The organism is Pseudactinotalea sp. Z1732 (assembly GCF_049724975.1).
GTDB lineage: Bacteria > Actinomycetota > Actinomycetes > Actinomycetales > Beutenbergiaceae > CALKWS01.
Map to the genome: position 1 here is coordinate 192,181 of NZ_JBMPQC010000003.1, position 17,982 is coordinate 210,162.

Sequence of the window (17,982 nt, forward strand, 5' to 3'; positions counted from 1 at the left end):
TAGCCCCGTCGGGTGACGGGCGACCTGCGGTCTTGGGCAACCTCCACTGTAGCGCGGTCGATCCGCGGCTCCAAGTCCGGGCACTGTGAACACCACCACAGGCCTGGCAGGCCGACGGCCCGGTACCCGCGTGGGTACCGGGCCGTCGCAGGCGGAGGTGAGTCAGTGACTCACTCATCCTCCTCGGTGAAGTTCCGGGTGCGGGTCGGGTCGACCGGAATGCCCGGACCCATCGTGGTGCTCAGCGTCGCCTTGCTGATGTAGCGGCCCTTGGCGGAGGCGGGCTTGAGCCGCTGGATCTCCTCCATGGCCGCACCGTAGTTCTCCGCGAGCTGGGTCTCGGAGAAGGAGGTCTTGCCGATGATCAGGTGCAGGTTGGCGTGCTTGTCCACGCGGAAGTCGATGCGTCCGCCCTTGATGTCGGTGACGGCCTTGGCCACGTCCATCGTCACGGTCCCGGTCTTGGGGTTGGGCATCAGGCCACGGGGGCCCAGCACCCGGCCCAGCCGACCGACCTTACCCATCAGGTCCGGGGTGGCCACGGCGGCGTCGAAGTTGGTGTACCCGCCGGCGACCTTCTCGATCAGCTCGTCACCGCCGACCTCGTCGGCACCTGCGGCCAGGGCCTGCTCGGCGCGCTCGCCGACGGCGAATACCACCACGCGGGCGGTCTTACCGGTGCCGTGGGGCAGGTTCACGGTGCCACGCACCATCTGATCGGCCTTGCGAGGGTCCACGCCCAGGCGAAGGGCCAGGTCCACGGTGGCGTTGAACTTGGTGCCCGAGCCGTCCTTGGCCAGCCGGATCGCCTCGATCGGGCTATGCGTGCGGGAACGGTCGACCTTCTCGGCCGCCTTGCGGTAGGTCTTGCTGCGCTGTGTCATCTGCTTCTCCTTGTGCAGTCGTGGTGCGGGCCGCGCCGGCCCTCCCACTGGGGTGATCGGTTGATCAGTTCTGGACCGTGATGCCCATCGAGCGGGCGGTGCCTGCGATGATCTTCGCCGCCGCGTCCACGTCCCGGGCATTGAGGTCTTCCATCTTGGTCTGGGCGATCTCCTTGACCTGGTCCGCCGTCAGCGACCCGACCTTGGAGGTGTGCGGGGTGCCCGACCCCTTGGCCACACCGGCGGCCTTCTTGATCAGTTCGGAGGCCGGCGGGGTCTTGGTGATGAAGGTGAACGAGCGGTCCTCGTACACCGTGATCTCCACCGGGACCACGTTCCCGCGCTGAGATTCGGTGGCGGCGTTGTAGGCCTTGCAGAACTCCATGATGTTCACGCCGTGCTGACCCAGCGCGGGGCCGATCGGCGGCGCGGGGTTGGCGGCACCAGCCTGGATCTGGAGTTTGATCAGGCCTGCGACCTTCTTCTTGGGGGGCATGTTTCTCTCCTGTGTTGTGGGCCCACGCCATGGGCGATGACCCGGTTGCATCCGAGAGCGGCGCTCCCGGTTCGGGGGTGGATCCCCCACATCTGATTCGTTCCCCGACTAGATCTTGGCGACCTGGTTGAACGACAACTCCACCGGGGTCTCCCGGCCGAAGATCGACACCAGCACCTTGAGCTTCTGGCCCTCGGCGTTGATCTCCGAGATCGTAGCCGGGAGAGTGTCGAAGGGGCCGTCGGTGACGGTGACCGACTCCCCGACGGTGAAGTCCACCTGCACTGCGGGTGCGCCGGAGGCGGCGGCACCGGCGCGCTGCACCGGGGCCTTCTGCTCGATCATCGGCGAGAGCATGGAGACCACTTCGTTCTGGGTCAGCGGCACCGGGGCGTGGGCGTGCCCGACGAAGCCGGTCACCCCAGGGGTGTGGCGGACCGCTCCCCAGGACTCATCGGTCAGGTCCATACGCACCAACACGTAACTTGGCACCCGGACGCGCTTGACGACCTTGCGGACGGAGTTCTTGATCTCCACGACCTCCTCCATCGGCACCTCGACCTGGAAGATGTAGTCCTCCATGTTCAAGGACTGGATCCGCGACTCCAGGTTGACCTTCACCCGGTTCTCGTACCCCGCGTAGGAGTGGATCACGTACCACTCGCCGGGCAGGGTCCGCAGTTCCCTGCGGAATGCCTCCACCGGGTCCTCGTCCTCCACGGCGGCGGCCGCGCCGTCGCCGTTCGCGTCGCCTTCGCTCGGTCCGGCCGCAGCGCTCTCGTCCACCTCGGTGGACTCTGGCGCCTGGTCCTCGGTCGCGTCCTGCTCGGTGGACTCTGGCGTCGTCGTCACAGGCGCCTCGGTCGCCTCCTGCTCGGCGGTCTCGGCCGGGGCCGCGCCGTCGCCGACGGCGTCGTCGGTCCGCTCGTGCACGTCGGGGGTCTCCTCAGACACGTCCTGTCCTGCTTTCCTCACTTGATTGGGGCCGGGTGGCACAACCCGGTCATAGAACTAGTTGCCGAACACCCACAGCACGAGCCGGCCGATGGCGTAGTCCAGCACGCCCACATAGGCCATCATCGCCAGGATGAACACGACGACCACCACGGAGAAGGTGACGAGTTCGTTGCGGGTAGGGGTGACCACCTTGCGGATCTCGGTGATGACCTGACGCACGAACAAGACGATCCTGGCGAAGAACCCCAGGTCCTCACCCTCCCGACCGGGAACGGCGGAGGTCTTCGGGGTCGGCTTGCGCGCAGGCCGCTTGCCCTCGGCGCCCCCGGTCTTGCGTGCCGCCGCCTCGGACCTGCGGGCCTCCTGGCGTACCTTTTTGGTCACATCGCGGCCACTGGATACTGCGGTGCCCTCCGCGCCGGCGCCGGCATCCTCACCCGCGGAAGCCGGGTTCGCCCGGGCCTTGTCGACACCCTCGGCAGGTTGCGCCTGAGCGCCGTCGGGATCGGCGGCGTCATCATCCCGGTCGCGTCCGGGATCACCGGGCGCGTTCGTGGATGTGCTCACAACAGTCTTCCCCTACTCCATGGGTGTCCAGGTGGTGCACTCAACGCAACTCGCGAAGGTGCTCGGCCGGTCGTCCCTGGGACGACCTGCTCTGCAGGGCAGGCGGGACTCGAACCCACAACCGCCGGTTTTGGAGACCGGTGCGCTACCAATTGCGCCACTGCCCTTCGATGCTGTCGTGACGACCGGGAATCCCTGATTCAGGGCACACACCAGCCTGGTGCACGTCAACCACCGGCCTCGAGTGTACGCGCATCCGACCCCGAGGTCGAACCACCGTCGCCAAGATCACGTCAGCAGCCGTTCAGCTGTCGCGTGGCCCGGGCGGACGATGCGCCTCGGCCACGGGTGTGGACGGGTCATACTTGCCGGGTGAACACCAAGGCAGGACGCCACGGGATCAGCGTGCGTACGCGCGTACTGGGCAGCCTTGTGTTCATGGCGATGCTCGCGCTGGCGGTGGCCGGGCTGACGGCGTTCTACTTCGAGCGCGAGCGGGTGGACGCCCAGATCGACGACGCGCTGGAACGCAACGTGAGCGAGTTCCACACCCTGGCAGATCAGGGACTGGACCCGCGCACCGGTGCGCCCTTCGACTCGGTCGCGGCGTTGCTGCGCACTGGCCTGCAACGCATCGCGATGTCCCCGAACGAGGGCAGCCTGGCCTTCTTGGAGGGCGAACTCCGAAACACCGCGCCCACTACCGTCGAGCTCCGGCTGGAGGACGATCCGGAGTTGATGGCGGCTCTGGGTGAGATCCTCACCGCCCAGGCCGCCGCAGGCGCCGCCGGCACCACCCCGCAGGGCCGGCTCACCATGATCGAGACCTCCGAGACCACCTACCGCGCGGCGGTAGTGCCGGTGCGCATCGAGGGCGACGAGAGTCTGGGCACGCTGGTGATGGCCTTCGACCGGGGCGCCGAGCACACGGCCATGGCCGATACCTACCAGCTCTACGCCCTGGTGGGTGTGGTTTCCCTGCTGGTGATCAGTGCGATCGGCTGGTTCACCGTGGGCCGGGTGCTGCGCCCGATCCGGTTGCTGGGTGAGACTGCCGAGTCGATCTCCTCCACCGACCTGTCGCTGCGGATACCGGTGGTGGGCAATGACGACCTGGCCGCACTGACGGGCACGTTCAACCAGATGCTGGAACGCCTGGAGCAGGCCTTCGCCTCCCAGCGCCAACTGCTCGACGACGCCGGCCACGAACTGCGCACGCCGCTGACGATCGTGCAGGGACACCTGGAACTGATGGACCCCAGCGACCCCGGGGACGCCCGGGCCACCAAGGACGTGTTGCTGGACGAGATCGGCCGGATGAACCGCCTGGTGGACGACCTGATGACGCTGGCACGCGCCCGCCGACCGGACTTCGTGGCCGCGCGCCCCACCGACATCGCGATGTTGACCGACGAGGTGCTGGGCAAGGCACGCCTGCTCGGGGAGCGTCAGTGGAGCCTGGACTCCCTGGCCGAGGTGACCGCCCCGGTGGACCCCCAACGGCTGACCCAGGCCCTGTTGCAGTTGTGCGTCAACGCCGTGCGCTTCTCCGAGCCCGGGAGCCGGATCGCGGTCGGGTCCCGCGTTGAGCAGTCCGCCCTGCACCTGTGGGTCCGCGACGAGGGCAGCGGGATCGCCGAGGAGAACTTCGAGAAGATCTTCGGGCGGTTCGAGCGGCTGGATCCGGCGATCGAGGGCTCCGGGCTTGGCCTGCCGATCGTGCGATCCATCACCGAGGCCCACGGAGGGCACGTCACCATCCGGTCCGCGCTCGGACAAGGCACCACGGTCACCCTGGTCCTGCCCCTGTACGGCCTCACCGATCAGCTCGACAGGACGGAGCAGCCAGCATGAGTCAGATCCTCATCGCCGAGGATGAACCACGAATCGCCTCGTTCGTGGCCAAGGGGTTACGCGCTGCCGGCTACTCGCCGACCGTGGTGGGCACCGCCAGGGAGACGGTGGACCTCGCCGTCACCGGAGAGTTCGACCTGCTCATACTGGATCTGGGCCTGCCGGACCAGGACGGCTTCACCGCGCTCAAGCGCATCCGGGCGATGCAGAGCATGATGCCGGTGATCATCCTGACCGCTCGCTCCTCGGTCTCCGACACCGTGGCCGGGCTGGAGGGAGGCGCGGATGACTACATGGCCAAGCCATTCCAGTTCGAGGAACTGCTCGCCCGGGTGCGGTTGCGGCTGCGCACCGACGGCAGTTCCGGCGAGACGACCGTGCTGCGCCATGGAGGGTTGTCCCTGGACCTGCGCACCCGTAAGGCTCACGTGGGTGACAAGGCCGTTGACCTGTCCGCACGCGAGTTCGCCCTTGCTGAGACGTTCTTGCGCAACCCCGGCCAGGTCCTCAGCCGCGAGCAGTTGCTCTCCCGGGTGTGGGGTTACGACTTCGACCCGGGTTCCAACGTGGTGGATGTGTACGTGCGCTACCTACGCAAGAAACTCGGCGCTGAGCACTTCGAGACCGTGCGCGGAATGGGCTACCGACTCAGTTCGCCCTGAGGCCGCCACCGGTGGAGACCGGCTGCCTCAGTCGCCGGAGTCAGCCGACGGCGGGGAGTCCGGCGAATCCGGGGACTCGGCGCTGGGCGGGCTGGCGGGGCTGGGCGGAGACGGAGGAGTGTCCGGGCTGGGCGGAGACGGCGGTGTGTTCGGGCTGGGCGGGCTCACCGGCGATGGCGGGGAGTTCGGGCTCGGCGGCGTTGCGGGGCTGTCCGGGCTCACCGGGCTGGTCAGTGAGGGTGCGGAGAAACTCACGTTCCCCGGCTCGGCCTTGGTCAGACCGGAAGCGGCGCGTACCTGGCTCACCGCGGTCCCGCTGCGTTCCACCGCGCTCTGGTCCGCGTTCTGACCGGCCAGGGACACCCCCTCGAGGCTCGCGTCGTTCGGGGCATCGGCCATGGCCACGATGCCGCCACCGGCCACGCCCAGCACACCCAGTGCGCCGGCGGCCGTCCATGTACGTCTACTCATCATCCGTCCTTCTGTTCGAGCGAGTTCGCGATGGCTTCATCATCGGTGGCGTGCATGAGAGGGACCGGAGATGCAGATGAGAGGTCTCTCAGATTGGAGTTCGCCCCGCGCCGGGTGCGGACCGAGGCGTGCGCCCACTGGGTGGCGATCCGCAGCCTTGCCCGGGCCTGCTCCGGGGTGGCACCGGCGATCAGGGACAGCACCACGGCGGCGGTGCGCACGCGCAACGCGTGCGCACCGACCCGGGTTTCGAAGTCCTGCCGCATCCGCTGCAGAACCTCGGGCGTGTGGGCGTAGACCCGGGGAGCCAGGTCCGGCAGGACCGCCACGTGCCCCAGCATCGTCGCCAGATCATCACTGCGCCGGCCGGGCCCGAGGGAGTCGATGTCGATCACATCGCTGACCGCGCCACCACTGGTGAACACGTTGGCCTCGTAGTAGTCCCCGTGGGTGGGCACCTCCTCCTCGGGTACCGCGGTCAACGCCTCGGCCAGGCGGGCGCCCAGGTCCACCACCTCATCGGCCTGCTCCGGAAGTGCTGCGGCGGCCGCTGCGGTGTGGAAGTCCAGCCGATCCGACCAGGACGGTCTCCGGGGCAGCGTCAGGGTCTGCTCGGGCAGCAGATCCAGCCAGCGCACCAGTTCCGCAGGCTCGGGCAGATTCTCGGGATGGGTGTCGGCACCGGCGATCGCCTGAGCCAACGGCGAGCCGCGAGCCGCGCTGAGCACGCACACGCCCGGCACGGGCGTGGCCAGGACTCGCGGGACCGGTACCCCGGCAGATTCGAGCAACTGGTGCCGAGCGATCAGGTCGGCACTCTTCCGCTCGGGCAGCACCTTGACGAACACCGTGCCCGCAGCGCTCTCCACCCGCAGCACCGCTCGACGGGTCGGCCGGTAACTGACCGTTCGCATGGTCACCGCACCGGCACTGCCCAACCCGATCGCCGCCAGCCAGGAACTCACCACCTCGGGGTCGCTTGCCGAGCGCAGCCCGGGCAGCAGCGGGTCGAACGGGCGGCGCCACATCCGGACCTGACGCACGCCGTCGTCCAGCAGGGCCACCCCCTCCCCACCGGTCGCCGCAGGGGACGTGGACGCCACCACGTAGTCGTGCACCCGACGCCCCCGGGAGAGGAAGCTCACCGAGTAGCCCACGCTGACGCCGGCGCCCGGCCGGTGGTGCACCTGGTGCACGCTGACCTGCAGGTCGGTGTCGGTTCCCGGATCGAACTGCTTCGAGCCGGTCAGGGCCGCCTCGACCATGGCGGTGCGGCCGGAACCGCGCAGGAGTGCGAGGTCGGCGTGCTCGGAGTCGGCATCGGTGCGGGACGTGGCCCCGGAGGAGGTCATTGTGGCACCACACTCCAACACGATGACGATCGGATGAACCCCGGATGAGAACCCTCTCATCCTCGCGCGCGGGCAGCGGTTAGGCGACCGCAGCGGCCCGGCGGCGAGGTGGTGCCCATCACGTCGGGGACCCGCTACCGGCCGCAGCACCGGCCCGGGGCAGTGCCGGAGGGGTCCTAGGGTAGGACCGTGCCTCGCGATCTCTCCTCCTTGCCCAAGGCGCATCTGCATCTGCACTTCACCGGGTCGATGCACCCGCAGACGTTGTCGGACCTGGCTGACGAGGCGGGCATCAGGTTGCCGCAGAGCCTGCGGGAGCATGCCGCCGGGCTGGACCCACTGCGGCTGCCGGCCAACGAGCGCGGCTGGTTCCGCTTCCAGCGCCTGTACGACGCCGCCCGGGCAGTGGTCCGCTCGGAGTCGGCCATGCGCCGGATCGTGCGGGAGGCCGCACAGGCTGATGCCGAGGAGGGCTCCGGTCGCCTGGAGCTCCAGGTCGACCCCACCTCGTACGCCCCGTTCGTGGGCGGCCTGACCCCGGCCCTGGAGGTGGTCCTGGATGAGGCCGAGCAGACCAGCACGGCCACCGGAGTGGATATCGGCGTCGTGGTGGCCGCCTCCCGGGTGCGCCACCCCCTGGATGCCCGCGTGCTGGCCCGACTGGCGGCCCGGTATGCCTCGGACTCCCCGGGCGGTGTGGTCGGGTTCGGGCTGAGCAATGACGAACGGCGCGGTGACACCAGCGAGTTCGGCCCTGCCTTCGCGATCGCGGCCCGGGCCGGGCTGGCCCTGGTACCCCACGGCGGGGAACTCCTCGGTCCGGACCATATCGAGGAGGTCCTGGGCACCCTGCGACCGGATCGGCTCGGCCACGGGGTCCGGGCGGCGGAGGATCCCCGCGTGCTGGACCGGGTGGTGGATGCCGGGATCGCTCTGGAGGTGTGCCCGGGCTCGAACGTCTCCCTGGGTGTCTACCCGGGCTCGGATGAGGTTCCGCTGCGCACACTGGTGGGCGCCGGAGCGCAGGTGGCGCTAGGCGCCGACGACCCGCTGCTCTTCGGCTCCCGGCTCACCGACCAGTACCGCACCGCCCGGGAGGTGCACGGGTTCACAGACGCCGAACTGGCCGAGTTGGCACGCTCCTCGATCCGCGCAAGCCTGGCCTCCGACTCGGTGCGCCGGCGGTTGCTGACCGGTGTGGACGACTGGCTCGCCGGAGTCTGACGGCAGGTACCTCCGGGCCACCGGTCAGGGGCGGATACGCCACACCGCGAGAGCGTCGGCGCTACAGCCTCCCGCCCAGCACGACCGGCTCCGGGACCAGTTCCACCCCGAAGCGCTCCTGCACGCCGGCGCGCACCGTGCGCGCCAGGGCGACCAGATCGGCTGCGCGCGCGCCGCCACGGTTGGTCAGCGCCAGGGTGTGCTTGGTGGACAACGCGGCCGCTCCGGGCAGCCCGTACCCCTTGTCGAATCCGGCCTGGGCGATCAGCCATGCAGCCGAGGTCTTCACCCGGCCCTGCCCGGCGTCGAACCGTGGCGCCTGCGGCGGCAGCCCCGCGGCCCGGGTGGCGTCCAGGATCGGGTTGGTGAAGAAGGACCCGGCGCTCCAGGTGTCGTGATCATCGGCGTCCAGCACCATGCCCTTACCGCGCCGCAGGGCCAGCACCGCCTCGCGCACCTGTGCCGACGGCACCCGCTCGCCCACCGCCACCCCGAGCGTCCTGGCCAGTTCGGCGTACCGGATCGGTGCGGAGGCGTCAGCCCGCACCATCTGGAACTGCACCTGGAGCACCACGTACCTGGGTGTGGGGAACCACGGCGAGTCCGGGGCGTACAGCGACTCCTTCAGCACCGAGTTGCGGTAGTGGAAGGCCAGGTCGGTCCGGGACAGGGTGCGGATCCGTCTCTCGGCCCGGTCCCAGGTGCGCACCGCGACGATCACCTCGCTGACCTCCTGACCGTAGGCGCCCACGTTCTGCATCGGGGTGGCGCCGGTGGACCCGGGGATTCCGGACAGCGCCTCCACCCCCTGCCACCCCTCGGCTACCGCCCGGGCGACGAACCCGTCCCAGTCCTGGCCGGCGGGGACGGTGACGGTCACGCCCTGGCCGGTCCCGGACTCCTGCACCGACACCCCGGTGCGCTGGTCCTGGACCACGATCCCGTCGAATCCGGCATCCGGTGCCAGGATGTTCGACCCGCCACCGAGCACCAGCAGTGGGCGAGAGTCGGCGTCGGCGCCCCGCACGGTCTCGATGATCGTCGCCTGGTCGGCTGCGGCCACGAACGTGTGCACCGGCCCACCCACGCGCAGGGTGGTCAACTCCGCCAGCGAGGGGGTACCGGTCATCTCAGTGCAGCCGGACCTTCGCCCGCGCCTTGCCCAGCACCGCCCGGTCCTCGACCTTCACGGCCAGGTCCACGAGCGCGACGTCGCCCTCAACGCTGCGCACGGTGGCGCTGATGCGTACCTGCACCTGACCGGGGTCCGGTACCGGGACGGGACGGGTGAACCGGGTGGCCAAGCCCAGCACGTCCCCGGGATCGCCCAGGTGATCACCCAGGGCGGAGGCAGCCAGGCCCATGGTCAGCATCCCGTGGGCGATCACCCCGGGCAGGCCGACCTCGGTGGCGATGCGGTCGTTGTAGTGGATCGGGTTGAAGTCACCGCTGGCACCGGCGTAGCGCACCAGTCGGTCACGATCCACCTCGGTGGTGACGGTGAACAGTTCGGTGCCGGGCTCGACGCCGGCGCGTAGCGGGTTCATCGCCCCTCCCCGCGCACGGCCAGGGTGGAGGTGACCGCACAGACCGGTGCGCCGTCGTCGTCGGCGATCTCGGTACGAGTGGTGACCATCGTGATGCCGGCGCGTTCGGTGATGCCGGCCACGTGCACAGCGGTGTGCAGCCGGTCCCCGGCGGTGATCGGGCGGTGGTGGTCGAAGGCCTGCTCGGCGTGGACCACGCGGGAGAAGTCGATCCCGGACCCGGGATCGGAGATGTACTCTGCCTCGGCGCGCTGCGCGACGACGACGGCGAAGGTCGCCGGCGCGATCACGTGGCGGTAGCCGCGGGCGCGCGCCGCCTCGGGATCGGTGTGCAACGGGGAGGTCGCGCCGACGGCGTCGGCGAACTCGGCGAGTTTGACTTCGGAGACGACGTAGGGCGGGGTTCCGGTGAACACCCGCCCTAGGTAGTCGGCATCGACCTGGGCCATGCCGTTCATGCTAGCGCCGATTCAGCGCGTCTCCTTGTGGTTGGTCTTGGCGTTGCAGCGGGAGCAGTACTTGGCCAGTTCCAACCGGTCGGGGTTGTTCCGACGGTTCTTCTTGGTGATGTAGTTGCGCTCCTTGCACACCTCACAGGCAAGGGTGATCTTGGGGCGGACGTCCGCGGACTTGCTGGCCACTGGTCTTCCTTACGCTCGCAGGTCCTGCCGCGACGGTCGGCAGGTGGTGGTGCTGGTGATTCTCCGTGTAGCGGGGGCGGGGATCGAACCCGCGACCTCACGATTATGAGTCGTGCGCTCTTACCGTCTGAGCTACCCCGCCGTGCTCAACGCATGGTGCCACAGAGCCCGCGCGATGAACCAGAGCCCCGAAAGGGAATCGAACCCTTGACCTTCTCCTTACCATGGAGACGCTCTGCCGACTGAGCTATCGGGGCGGCGCAACGAGGCTACAACGTCAGTGCCCGTTCAGCGAAATCGTCGGGACGTGACAATGACCACGTCTCATCGCAGCCAGTTCAGCGGAAGTTCACGAACTGCAGGGCCGCATCGATGTCATCTGCCTCCTTGAGCATCGCGATCACGGCCTGCAGATGATCCCGGGACTTGTCGCTCACCCGCACCTCGTCCCCGGTGATCTGGGTCTTGACGCCCTTGGGCCCGTCCTCGCGGATCAGTTTGGTGATCTTCTTGGCGTTCTCACTCGACAGGCCCTCCTTGAGGGTGGCCACGAGGCGGTACTCCTTGCCGGAGGGCTGCGGCTCCCCCTCACCGGTGTCCAGGGCCTTGAGCGAGACGCCCCGGCGGACCAGCTTGCTCTGGAACACGTCCAGCACCGCCAACACGCGTTCGGCGGAGTTAGCGGTCAGGACCACCGCCTCGGTGCCGGACCATTGGATCCCGGCGCCCACGCCCCGGAAGTCATAACGCTGGGAGACCTCCTTGGCGGCCTGGTTCAGCGCGTTGTCCACCTCCTGGCGGTCGATCTTGCTGACGACGTCGAACGAGGCAACGCTGGCCACGGTGGCCCTCCTTGGTGCTGGGGGAACTGGGGATGTGACGTTGGCGACCCGATGGTCACAGCCGCGCCGCGAACTTGGTATTCTGCCATCCGGCGCTAGTGCCGACCATACGGCGGGTTGCCCGAGCGGCCAAAGGGAGCTGACTGTAAATCAGCCGCGTCACGCTTCGCAGGTTCGAATCCTGCACCCGCCACCACCACGGAGCCCGGACCCACACGAGGGTCCGGGCTCCGTTGCGTGCGCAGGCATCGATAGGCGGTAGGGGGTAGCGCATCGCCTCCGCCCGGACCGGAGGGGCGAGCCGCCGGGCCGACGGGCCGGGCGGCCGAGGAGAGCAGGTCAGCGCTGCCCGGTCGCCCTGCGCTCCAGGCGTTCGATCCGCTCGCTCATCGGCGGGTGGGTGGCGAAGAGTCTGGAGACCGCCTCGGCCCGGAACGGATTGGCGATCATCAGGTGCGAGACATCGGCCAGGTCGCCGGCCGGCTTCAGCGGCCGAGCGGCGGTGCCCCGCTCCAGTTTCCGCAGCGCGGAGGCCAGCGCCAACGGGTCACCGGTGAGATCGGCCCCGGAGGCGTCGGCGTCGTACTCACGCGTGCGCGAGATGGCCATCCGGATCAGTCCGGCGGCGAACGGGGCCAGCAGGGCCATCGCGAGCATCCCGACCAGTGCCAGCGCTCCCCCGGTACGCTGCCGGCCGGCGCCACCGGTGAACAGCAGGAACTGGGCCACCGAGGTGATCACACCGGCCATGGCCGCGGCGACCGAGGAGGTGAGGATGTCCCGGTTGTACACGTGCATCAACTCGTGCCCGAGCACCCCGCGCAGTTCCCGCTCGTCCAGCAGTTCCAGGATGCCCACGGTGCAGCACACCGCGGCATTGCGGGGGTTGCGGCCGGTGGCGAAGGCGTTCGGGGACCGGGTCGGCGAGATGTACAGCCGCGGCATCGGCTGTTCGGCCCTGGCGGCCAGTTCGCGCACGATTCGGTGCATCTGCGGGGCCTGGGCCTCAGTCACCGGCTGGGCCTTCATCGCCCGGATGGCGATCTTGTCCGAGTTCCAGAAACTCACGAAGGTCATCACCACGCCCACGCCGGCGAAGACCCAGATCAATGAGGAGTTCCCGGTCCCGGCCGCCACCAGGGCGCCCAGGGCCATCGTCACCGCCCACATCACCGCGAACAGGCCTGCGGTCTTGACCGTGTTGCCCACACCGGTTCCCATGGTGGTGACCTCCTAAGCCACCGGGGGTGCGCCGCCCGCACCAGCCTCGACGAACATACCCCCGCGGGAGATCTCCGTCATCTCCTCGCGAGGGACCACCTTGACGCGCTCGCGCCCCTGCTTCTCGCCCAGGGCACGCTCATGGGCGTCCAGCAACTCCCAGCCGGTCCAGGAGGTATAGGGCACACCGTCGGCCCGCAACCGCTCCAGGATCGCCTCCGGATCAACTTTCGGTGCTCCCGGCAACACGCCGGCCCGCAGGTCCGCCTGGACGTCCTGGATCAGGTTGGCGATGGTCTCCTGCGCATCGGACTTGGTGTGCCCGATCAGTCCCACCGGCCCCCGCTTGATCCACCCGGTGGCATACAAACCGCGTACGTGCTCACCGTCGTCGTCCAGCACTCGGCCGGTCTCGTTCGGGATCACTCCGGCCACCGGGTCGAAGGGCACCTGCGGCACGGAGGAGCCGAAGTAGCCCACCGCGCGGTAGATCGCCTGGACCTCGAACTCCTCGAACCGGCCGGTCCCCCGGACCGAACCGTCCCCGGTCAGTTCGGTGCGCTCGGTGCGCAGCCCGGTGACGGCATCGGTGCCCAGGACCTCCACGGGCCGGTGCAGGAAGTGCAGGTGGATCCGTCGCGACGCGGTCATCTCGGCGGGATCGCGCATGGTCCAGTCGGTGAGGGTCTTGACCACCTGCCGGGTCTGGTTGCTGGCCGCCAGCGCCTCCTCCGAACCCTCATCGAACTCGAAGTCCTCGGGGTACACCACCACGTCCACACCGGGCACCTTGCCCAGCTCGCGCAACTCCAACGGGGTGAACTTGGCCTGGGCCGGGCCCCGACGTCCGAAGACGTGCACATCGGTCACGGGGTTGGCGGCCAAGCCGTCGATCACGTTCTGCGGGATCTCGGTTCCCATCAGGTCCGGGACGTGCTTGGCCAGCATCCGGGCCACATCCAGCGCCACGTTACCGTTGCCGATCACGGCGACCTTCTCGGCTTCCAGCGGCCAGGTTCGCGGGACATCGGGATGGCCGTCGAACCACGAGACGAAGTCGGCGGCACCGTAACTGCCGGGCAGGTCCACCCCGGGGATGTTCAGGTCCGCGTCCCGGATCGCGCCGGTGGAGAAGACGATGGCGTCGTAGTACTCCCGCAGTTGCGGCACGGTCAGGTCGGTGCCGACATCCACGTTGCCGATCAGGCGGATATCCCCACGCTGCAGCACCTTGTACAGCGCGTTCACGATGCCCTTGATCCGGGGGTGGTCCGGGGCCACGCCGTAGCGCACCAGTCCGTAGGGCGCGGGCAGTCGCTCGAACAGGTCGATCGCCACGTCCAGATCGGTCTTGGCGAGGATATCGGCGGCGTAGATGCCGGCCGGCCCGGCTCCCACGATGGCGACCCGCAACTGTGGAGTGGGAATGGTGTTGCCTTTCGAGAAGAAGGAAGTCTTACCTGCCAGTGTAGGCAACCAGCACCACGGCGGGCAGTGCGGGTCGTGTGTGGCTGGTCTCACCGATGTGCCTGTTTCGCGCAAGGAGGGATAGGTTCACGCTGTGCCCCTCACCCCCCGGCCGCAGGCCGAGCCGACCTCGCGTTCCGGGCTGATCGCCGGGGTGAGCGCTTACGCCCTGTGGGGCCTGCTGCCCCTGTACTTCCCGCTGATGCACGGGGCCGGGGTGTGGGAGATCGGTGCGCACCGGGTGCTCTGGTCGTTGGTGTTGTGCGCCGGGCTGCTGATGCTGATGCGCAAACTGGGCCAGGTCCGCACGCTGCTGGCCGACCGGCGGGTGCTGGTGGGGTTGTCGGTGGCCGCGGTGCTGCTGGCCACGAACTGGGTGACGTTCCTTTATGCGGTGTTCACCGACCGGGTGGTCGATGCCGCCCTTGGCTACTTCGTCAACCCACTGGTCACCATCCTGCTGGGGGTTGTCGTGTTGCGCGAGCGGCTGCGTCCCGGCCAGTGGGCGGCGGTGGGCGTGGCCGCGATCGGGGTGGTGGTGATCGCGATCGGGTACGGGACGGTGCCCTGGATCGCGGTGGTGCTGGCGAGTAGCTTCGGCCTGTACGGGCTCGCCAAGAACCGGCTGGGCCGAACCGTACCGGCACTGCCGGGGCTGGTCGTGGAGACCGCGGCGCTGACCCCGGTGGCACTGCTGTACCTGCTGTTGCTGGCGGGCTTGGGTACCGGCACCTTCGCCGTCAGTTCTGCCGGCACGGCACTGGGACAGCCCTGGCACAGCCTGGTCCTGATGGGCGCCGGGATCGCCACCGCGGTGCCGCTGATGCTGTTCGCGACAGCCGTGGGCCGGTTACCGCTGAGCACCGTCGGATTGCTGCAGTTCATCGCACCGATCATGCAGTTCGCACTGGGCGTGCTGGTGCTGGGTGAGGAGATGCCACCGGCGCGCCTGGCCGGGTTCGTGCTGGTCTGGGTGGGCTTGGTGCTGTTGGGAGTGGAGGGGCAGCAGGCCAGGAGCCGGCGACGGCGAAGCCTCACCCGGTCCTGAGGCGCGCGTTCGGCAGGGCGCTCCGGGGCGCGGCGTGCCCGCCGTCGTCGGGCGGGTCCGGCGATCAGCGCGGCCGAGGACGTCGCGGCACGCGCGAGTACAGCAGCGCCAGCACGATCAGCGCAGCGGCACCGACGAGCCAGGCCCGGGTGAGCTGCTGCGCGGGGGCCATCGGGTCCGGGTAGGCGACCAGGTCCAGATCCGCCGCCGGGTCGGGCAGTGGCTGCGCGGGTCCGTGGACCGGTGAGGCCGGCCCGGGTGCGGTGCCGTCATCGATGAACTGCAGGGCTGCGACCGGCTGGATGAGGCCCCAGCCCATCCGGTCGTCGCGCTCGGCGGTGCTGGCCCGGGTTGCGGTGGCCTGCAGGCGGTGGGCCCACTGCTGCGGCGTCTCGTCGGGATACCGCGCCGCCACCAGAGCCGCGGCCCCGGAGACGTAGGCGGTCGCCCAGCTGGACGAGGGCGCCGAGTCCCCCGGGGAGAAGATGCAGTCCCCGCCGAACAGGTACGCCGAGGGCACATGCTGGCCCGGGGCGACGACATCCACGTGCTCGCTCTCGAAGGAGGCGACCGCATGCCAGATCCCGGCCCGGTCCACCCCGGAGACCCCGAGCACGCCGTCGTAGGCGGCGGGGTAACGGGGCACGGCTTCCTGCACCTGGGCGGTCCCGCGGTTGCCGGTGCTGGCCACCACCAGCACGCCGTTGTCGGAGGCAGCCTGAACCGCAGCACGCAGATCCGGGTGGTCCTCGGTGGTACTCATCGAGACGTTGATGATCTGCGCGCCGTTCTGCGCCGCCCAGGCGATCCCGTCCGCGATCCGCTGCGGTTTGGGGTGCACATCCTCTTCTTCTGCGCGCTCGGAGTCGGCGTAGTAGACCCGCACCGACTGCAGCATCGCCTCCGGCGCCACCCCCAGCACCGCCGATCCGTCCACGTGGCGGGCGGCGATGATGCCGGCCACCGCGGTGCCGTGCTCGAAGGCATCCCGGTCGTGGGGGTCGTCCTCGACCACGTTCACCCCGTCGACCACCACCTCGCGCAGGTGCTCGTTCTGTGCGTGCACCCCGGAGTCCACCACGGCCACCGTCACACCCGCTCCCCGGGAGTACTGATGTGCCCTGGGGATGCCGAGCGCGTCGAAGGCGGGCGGTGCCTGGGTGACGAACTGTGGATCCTCCGGATCACACTCCTGTCCGGGGGCCAGCGCCCTCGCCGGTGCGGCGCCTGGTCCGGAGACCGACACCGCGACCAGACCCACGGTCAGGGCGCCGGCCAGCGCCGCCGCGAGGGTGCGACGCCACGTCACCGGTGCACCACCGCGCTGGGTCACTCCTCCTCCGCGGGCTCAGGGACGTGTTCGTCCATGCCCTGCACCGCCTCGGCCGGAAGCCCGGAGCGCGCCGCCTCGACCGTGAGCGTCGGGCCCGGCCGGAACAACCCGGCCCAGGACCCCGGGACCGGGGGCGGCTCGAGTTCGTCGTAGCCCAGCAGCCCCAGCACCTGTTCGTGCCCGGGCGGGACCTGGTACATGGTGCCGCGTTCATCGATCACCATCCAGGCGCCGAGGTCGCCGCCCCCGTCCTGGCGCACCACGGCGCCGTGCCCGGCGGCAACGTCCACCGGCTCGGATCCCACCTCCTCCTCGGTGCCGACCACGTGCAGGCGGGTAGCCGACGGGGCGTCGTCGTTGTCCTCCGGTTCGGCGCGGTCCAATTGCACGCACGGGGTCGCTTCCGACTCCAGCGCCGCGGGTACCTCCTCGGGCCAGTCGGAGGGCACCAGGTCCGAAGCCGGGTCGACCTGCAGGCTCTGGCGCTCGGAGTAGTCCAGGGTCACCACGTCGTCGGGCCCCAGGCCGGTACCCAGGTAGTACAGCGTTACCGCCAGGGGGCTGAGCTCGACCAGCACTCCCTCGTCGGTGAGCACGTGGGGTGCGCCGGTCTCGCCCTGCGCGTTGCGCAGCAGGGTGACCGTGCCGACCCTCAGGTCCACGTCCAGTTGGGCGGCCGGCCCGGGTGGGGTGGACCCGAGGCTCTCCATGGTGAACGGGGCCAGCGGGGTGCCCTCGGTGAAGATGTTCAGCCAGCGCCCCCCGACCGCCGAGACGTTGTCCGGGTGGAACTCCAGGGCGTGGCTGACCGCGTTCAGGTCGTCATCGGCGATCCGGTAGCGGTGCCCGCCGTGCACGTAGTGGGTTTGCCCGTTGACGCTCACCAGTGCCGCGTTGCCTTCTTCCGGTGCAGCGCGGTCCGGATTCAGCGAGGTCCATTCCCGCTCCGGACCGACGGCACAGGAGAGCCACTGGTTGTTGATCAGGTTCTCCAGTGGTGGCAGGGCATCCGGTGCCCCCGGGATTCCCACGGTCATCGTGCCGCGCGGGACATCGCTGAGCTGTGTCTCGCTGAGGTTGACCACCCGGAAGGTCTCGGCGAAGGCGAGCAACCGGGCACTGGTGATGTTGTGCACCGGGTATAGCTCGCCGTTGACGGCCACGTACCGCGCCCCGGTCTCGCTGACCACCACCAGGGAGTTGACCTTCCAGTCGTCATCCTGCTCCCCGGTGAACAGCCCGGCGATCAGGCTGCCGCCTACCACCAGCACACTGAGCACGATCCCCGTGATCACCCCGCGCAGCGGCTTGGCCGGTTCGAGTTCGCGCCCCCCGGGCGCCCCGGAGACGAAGGCCGTGAGGAGCCGGCGCCGGGAGAACGTCTGGGCCTGCAGGAGTTCCTTCTTCGAGGCCATC

At 69.5% G+C, this 17,982-nt stretch carries 19 protein-coding genes and 4 tRNA genes; 5 read left to right on the forward strand and 18 right to left on the reverse strand.

Features of this window, described 5'->3' with window-relative positions:
- Positions 1 to 170: 170 nt before the first annotated feature.
- From rplA to ACPL7H_RS08175, 5 genes are all read right to left on the reverse strand, one after another.
- Positions 171 to 884: a 50S ribosomal protein L1 gene (gene rplA, locus ACPL7H_RS08155; RefSeq protein ID WP_424786318.1), complete on the reverse strand. Its 714-nt coding sequence runs from the start codon at positions 882 to 884 to the stop codon at positions 171 to 173.
- 64 nt (positions 885 to 948) lie between these two features.
- On the reverse strand, positions 949 to 1,380 hold the full coding sequence (gene rplK, locus ACPL7H_RS08160; RefSeq protein WP_424786319.1) for a 50S ribosomal protein L11: 432 nt from the start codon (positions 1,378 to 1,380) through the stop codon (positions 949 to 951).
- 108 nt (positions 1,381 to 1,488) lie between these two features.
- Complete coding sequence (nusG, locus tag ACPL7H_RS08165) at positions 1,489 to 2,334, reverse strand: transcription termination/antitermination protein NusG (protein WP_424786320.1); 846 nt, start codon at positions 2,332 to 2,334, stop codon at positions 1,489 to 1,491.
- Between the two features lie 57 nt (positions 2,335 to 2,391).
- Positions 2,392 to 2,904, reverse strand: coding sequence for a preprotein translocase subunit SecE (gene secE / locus ACPL7H_RS08170; protein ID WP_424796478.1), 513 nt, complete (start codon positions 2,902 to 2,904; stop codon positions 2,392 to 2,394).
- 94 nt (positions 2,905 to 2,998) lie between these two features.
- A tRNA-Trp gene (locus ACPL7H_RS08175) sits at positions 2,999 to 3,071 on the reverse strand.
- Between the two features lie 205 nt (positions 3,072 to 3,276).
- On the opposite strand from ACPL7H_RS08175, the gene ACPL7H_RS08180 reads away from it, so the two are divergent.
- Both ACPL7H_RS08180 and ACPL7H_RS08185 read left to right on the forward strand, forming a co-directional pair.
- A complete protein-coding gene (locus ACPL7H_RS08180; RefSeq protein WP_424796479.1) occupies positions 3,277 to 4,758 on the forward strand; it encodes a sensor histidine kinase in 1,482 nt (493 codons plus the stop codon).
- The gene (locus ACPL7H_RS08185; protein WP_424786323.1) at positions 4,755 to 5,420 is read left to right on the forward strand and encodes a response regulator transcription factor; all 666 of its coding nucleotides are present in this window, start codon (positions 4,755 to 4,757) and stop codon (positions 5,418 to 5,420) included. The genes ACPL7H_RS08180 and ACPL7H_RS08185 overlap by 4 nt, the downstream gene beginning before the upstream one ends.
- Before the next feature lie 27 nt (positions 5,421 to 5,447).
- Here ACPL7H_RS08185 and ACPL7H_RS08190 read toward each other — a convergent pair whose 3' ends face one another.
- On the reverse strand, positions 5,448 to 5,891 hold the full coding sequence (locus ACPL7H_RS08190; protein WP_424796480.1) for a hypothetical protein: 444 nt from the start codon (positions 5,889 to 5,891) through the stop codon (positions 5,448 to 5,450).
- Entirely contained in the window at positions 5,891 to 7,243 is a 1,353-nt protein-coding gene (locus ACPL7H_RS08195; RefSeq protein ID WP_424796481.1) for a phosphotransferase family protein, read from the reverse strand. Before ACPL7H_RS08195 ends, ACPL7H_RS08190 begins: the two co-directional genes overlap by 1 nt.
- A 189-nt stretch (positions 7,244 to 7,432) precedes the next feature.
- Here ACPL7H_RS08195 and ACPL7H_RS08200 point away from each other — a divergent pair, with 189 nt between their 5' ends.
- The gene (locus tag ACPL7H_RS08200) at positions 7,433 to 8,467 is read left to right on the forward strand and encodes an adenosine deaminase (RefSeq protein ID WP_424796482.1); all 1,035 of its coding nucleotides are present in this window, start codon (positions 7,433 to 7,435) and stop codon (positions 8,465 to 8,467) included.
- 61 nt (positions 8,468 to 8,528) lie between these two features.
- Here the strand turns inward: ACPL7H_RS08200 and ACPL7H_RS08205 are convergent, their stop codons facing one another.
- The 7 genes from ACPL7H_RS08205 to ACPL7H_RS08235 all read right to left on the reverse strand — a co-directional run bounded on the left by ACPL7H_RS08205 (position 8,529) and on the right by ACPL7H_RS08235 (position 11,497).
- Positions 8,529 to 9,596 carry a UDP-N-acetylmuramate dehydrogenase gene (locus ACPL7H_RS08205; RefSeq protein ID WP_424796483.1) on the reverse strand — a complete coding sequence of 356 codons (1,068 nt, stop codon included), beginning with the start codon at positions 9,594 to 9,596 and terminating at the stop codon, positions 8,529 to 8,531.
- 1 nt (position 9,597) lies between these two features.
- Positions 9,598 to 10,014, reverse strand: coding sequence for a MaoC/PaaZ C-terminal domain-containing protein (locus tag ACPL7H_RS08210; RefSeq protein ID WP_424796484.1), 417 nt, complete (start codon positions 10,012 to 10,014; stop codon positions 9,598 to 9,600).
- Positions 10,011 to 10,463, reverse strand: coding sequence for an FAS1-like dehydratase domain-containing protein (locus tag ACPL7H_RS08215; protein ID WP_424796485.1), 453 nt, complete (start codon positions 10,461 to 10,463; stop codon positions 10,011 to 10,013). Before ACPL7H_RS08215 ends, ACPL7H_RS08210 begins: the two co-directional genes overlap by 4 nt.
- 21 nt (positions 10,464 to 10,484) lie before the next feature.
- Positions 10,485 to 10,655, reverse strand: coding sequence for a 50S ribosomal protein L33 (gene rpmG / locus ACPL7H_RS08220; RefSeq protein ID WP_424786330.1), 171 nt, complete (start codon positions 10,653 to 10,655; stop codon positions 10,485 to 10,487).
- Between the two features lie 68 nt (positions 10,656 to 10,723).
- Positions 10,724 to 10,797 (reverse strand) — tRNA-Met (locus ACPL7H_RS08225).
- 42 nt (positions 10,798 to 10,839) lie between these two features.
- Positions 10,840 to 10,912, reverse strand: a tRNA-Thr gene (locus tag ACPL7H_RS08230).
- An 81-nt stretch (positions 10,913 to 10,993) separates the two neighbouring features.
- The gene (locus ACPL7H_RS08235; protein WP_424796486.1) at positions 10,994 to 11,497 is read right to left on the reverse strand and encodes a YajQ family cyclic di-GMP-binding protein; all 504 of its coding nucleotides are present in this window, start codon (positions 11,495 to 11,497) and stop codon (positions 10,994 to 10,996) included.
- 111 nt (positions 11,498 to 11,608) lie between these two features.
- On the opposite strand from ACPL7H_RS08235, the gene ACPL7H_RS08240 reads away from it, so the two are divergent.
- Positions 11,609 to 11,693, forward strand: a tRNA-Tyr gene (locus ACPL7H_RS08240).
- Between the two features lie 143 nt (positions 11,694 to 11,836).
- Here the strand turns inward: ACPL7H_RS08240 and htpX are convergent.
- On the reverse strand, positions 11,837 to 12,718 hold the full coding sequence (gene htpX, locus ACPL7H_RS08245) for a zinc metalloprotease HtpX (RefSeq protein WP_424786332.1): 882 nt from the start codon (positions 12,716 to 12,718) through the stop codon (positions 11,837 to 11,839).
- Positions 12,719 to 12,730: 12 nt separating this feature from the next.
- Complete coding sequence (locus ACPL7H_RS08250; RefSeq protein ID WP_424796654.1) at positions 12,731 to 14,146, reverse strand: FAD-dependent oxidoreductase; 1,416 nt, start codon at positions 14,144 to 14,146, stop codon at positions 12,731 to 12,733.
- Positions 14,147 to 14,279: 133 nt separating this feature from the next.
- On the opposite strand from ACPL7H_RS08250, the gene rarD reads away from it, so the two are divergent.
- Entirely contained in the window at positions 14,280 to 15,233 is a 954-nt protein-coding gene (gene rarD, locus ACPL7H_RS08255) for an EamA family transporter RarD (RefSeq protein ID WP_424796487.1), read from the forward strand.
- Between the two features lie 64 nt (positions 15,234 to 15,297).
- On the opposite strand, the gene ACPL7H_RS08260 is transcribed toward rarD, so the two are convergent.
- On the reverse strand, positions 15,298 to 16,566 hold the full coding sequence (locus tag ACPL7H_RS08260) for a S8 family serine peptidase (protein WP_424796488.1): 1,269 nt from the start codon (positions 16,564 to 16,566) through the stop codon (positions 15,298 to 15,300).
- Entirely contained in the window at positions 16,563 to 17,981 is a 1,419-nt protein-coding gene (gene eccB, locus ACPL7H_RS08265; protein WP_424796489.1) for a type VII secretion protein EccB, read from the reverse strand. Before eccB ends, ACPL7H_RS08260 begins: the two co-directional genes overlap by 4 nt.
- Position 17,982 lies beyond the last annotated feature (1 nt).